1 protein-coding gene is annotated in these 3,170 nt (G+C 46.6%); it reads right to left on the bottom strand.

Annotated elements, in window-relative coordinates:
• Positions 1 to 891: 891 nt before the first annotated feature.
• Positions 892 to 3,114: a putative baseplate assembly protein gene (locus ACLFWI_RS28790; protein WP_446415780.1), complete on the bottom strand. Its 2,223-nt coding sequence runs from the start codon at positions 3,112 to 3,114 to the stop codon at positions 892 to 894.
• Positions 3,115 to 3,170: the final 56 nt, after the last annotated feature.

Raw genomic sequence — 3,170 nt, 5'->3', positions numbered from 1 at the left:
CATCAATAGCGAAACTGGATTCCCTAAACCCGCCCCTACACATTCAAATTAGGTATTCTACCCTACTTAATCCGAGCCACTCTCCATCGTTCGGTCAGCCCATCTAATTGCATGAACCATGGAGTGATTATAGCAGTGAATAACGACAGTTCAACTCAGTCGGTTCATGAAAATAAACTCAACCCTATTAGCGGTATTAATTTGTTGATCAACTTCATTAAAAATTAGGATCAAGAGGATCAAGCTGATAACGTTTGAGCCTCACTATCGAGGGGTTGCTGAATAAGTCTTGTGGGGAAGAGAGGCAACAGTTTCAACACTGATTCAACAAGTCCTATAGAGTTCTCTGTGTCAATCTGTGTCCCTCACTATTCAATGGTCTGTCTGTGCCATTTCCTTATCTGTGTAATCTGTGTTTTTGTCAAGACCCTGTAATGATTTTTATCTCAACTTTACCAAAATATATGCGTCCAAGGGGACGTTGGACAGGAGACGAGAACCAAACATTATACAAAGTTTCACCAAAATTCAAGGGGTTTAGCTGGATCTAAATTATTTTTGCCCACAAAAAACCCACCATAGATAATATACCTGAAAACCGCACATCCGGCTCACAATGGCTGAATCCCCTGTGAATTCGTAGATTATTCCGGAAACGGAGAAAAAAACGAGCAATTATGATGTTTTGTTAAGACAAAGAACTGATTTAAATATTTAACCCTTTTTTGGGGAAAGAATAGTTTGAATTATCAGAACTTGACAGGTTTAGCCTAAACAACCTTGAGGAAAGCTAAAGATATGTCTGTAGCCAAGGATACAAAAACTACAAATTGGTATGTAGCCAATAGTCGTCATTATCTGAAGAATGCGATCGCCCTTCTTAATTCGCACTTATGTAATCAAATTAATCACATGACCAGAGCGTGATCGATTACTATGCCAAGAACAAATTAGACCCAAAGGACCGGGGTCAATGAGAGTTAGAGGTGAGCTTCGCACCCAATTTTGTCCCTGACGTCGTAATTCAAATAGCTGTACCGCCCCTAAATACTTTACTCCAGAAACGCTTTGCAATAAAGTAACAATATCCGATGAATAAACTGGGCGACCAAATGACCACCCGTTCCCCTCTGACCCCCCAGTTAAAGGATTGAGAAAGCGATAGAGTGCGGTTTGTAGTTTCAATAGTATTTCTTGTTGGGCACGGGGATTATTATAAGCTGCATCGAGAGCAACTTCCGTTTGTACCGCAACCCCAACGTAATCGGGTTGGCTACAGAGGATTTCTACACCGAGTAACCGTCGTTCATCGAGATAACTCAACACTCGTTCAGTGAGTTGCGGGGTTAGGGTTAATACATCTGGATCAATGCCTTCACCGCGCTCAATCCCATCCGTATTGGCGTTGGGTACAAGCAGCAGACGTACTCGTCCGGCGTCTTCTTGGCGAATGGGTGATAAGCATAACACGCGAGCAATAGAGCCGCCTCCGGCTTCCATGGCTAGGTATTCAAAATCTTCGCGAGTGACGGCGCGATCGCGGGTTCTTAGGAGTCGCGGTACCCGGATCACGGCTTGTTCTAAGGATTCCGCATCAGCGCCATTCCGGGCGGGAGAATAGTTAATCACGTTCGCCACATAAGGAACAGCGGATTTGAGGACTTGAATCGCGCCTCGTTGCACGTTACCATGTTGACCGCCCCCAATGCGATAGGCAACCATTTGTATCACCGCACCTCTAGGGGGAACTGCGCCATATTGACGTTCCATCGACTGCATCGCTGCGCCATCCCGTCGTTCTACCGCACCAGTTCCACCATTGACTAAACTGAGCATTTGCGACGGGACTCTCTGGGACTGAGAACGCCACCGCGTTTGTTCTCGCAGTTGAGAGGGTTCTCGTAATAGGGGACCAAATTGAATGATGCCAGTAATTGCATCAATGGTATAGTGCAGGTCTTCCGGACCTGAGTCGGCAAAATCATTGACTTCTTGCCAGATTTGGGGTAATCCTCCAGGCGGAATCACCAGAAGATGTTCCTCTTCCCGACGCGGTAAAATTCCCCGTCCTTGCAGTTGAAAGGTTTGACCGGGATTTCCATCACTTTCGCCGAGGATTTCATTACGAATCGTAGTACATTGGGTGACTTCAACAGTACCGCCAATCGACCGGACATCTAAACCAACGATGCGCGGGGAACGCATATAACCGGGTTGATTGAACTGAGGTTCAGCGTAAACACAGCGCAGCCAGCGCCCCTGATAGGTAACAAATTGGGTAACGGGTAAACGCAAGGGTAAATGGAGGACAACATCCGCCCCTTGTAACGGATCACCCCCTTGACGGATCAGTTCGCTGAAACTAAATCCTTTGGTGCTATCATCCGCTTCTTGTAGCAGGATAGGTTGCCAAAACATACCATTCCAAGCTTGCCAAAGGCGAGGGGGATCTTCAGGATTAATCCCGGTGGAGGTAGCGGCTTCACCCCTAATCCGGAGGGCGATAACATTGCCTTCGATGGGTTGATCCGCCTCAAAGACGAGATAAAAGCAATTTCCCACTTGGGGTTGTTCATTAAAAATAGATAATTCCAAGCCCTCCCACTCGCCACTGGGGCGCTGAGTCCAAGTTCCCACGAAGCGATCGCGCAGGATTTGGGGTTGAGCTTCATCGGTGTCTGAGGTGAGAAAATGGCGGATACTGGGTTTAGCAATCACCAGGGGGCGATTGGTGCTAAAGATAATCGCATCGTCGGTTTGGGTGCGTACCGTCGCCACTTCGGTTCCTGTGGGAATCGTGTAGGCTTCGGGGAGAGACGAACTCAGATAAAATGTTTGTTGGGTTTGAGCTGGGGTTGGGGCTTGCAGGCGAATCCCCAGTAATTCCAGAAAGGTAACATAGTTACGCCGGGGAACCTGATTGAACCGCAGCAACATTTGGTCAGTTAACCAGGCGAACAGTTCAATCAGCGTGATTCCTGGATCACTGGGGTTGTAATTCGTCCACTCTGGACAATAGCGGGGGATACGGAGGATACACTCTTCCACCAAATCCTGAAACGTGCGATCGTCTAAATCAGATTTTGGTAAATTCGGTAAAAAATCAAATTCCATAGTTTGTCATTTGTCATTTGTCATTTGTCATTTGTCATTTGTCATTTGTCATTTGT

The organism is Coleofasciculus sp. (genome assembly GCF_046539235.1).
Lineage (GTDB): Bacteria > Cyanobacteriota > Cyanobacteriia > Cyanobacteriales > Coleofasciculaceae > Coleofasciculus.
Note: the sequence above shows the minus strand (reverse complement) of the source record. Positions and strands in the feature narration are given on the sequence as shown.

Coding starts and splice junctions, on each gene's coding strand:
- ACLFWI_RS28790 (WP_446415780.1), bottom strand. CDS start 3,114: ATGGAATTTGATTTTTTACCGAATTTACCAAAATCTGATTTAGACGAT.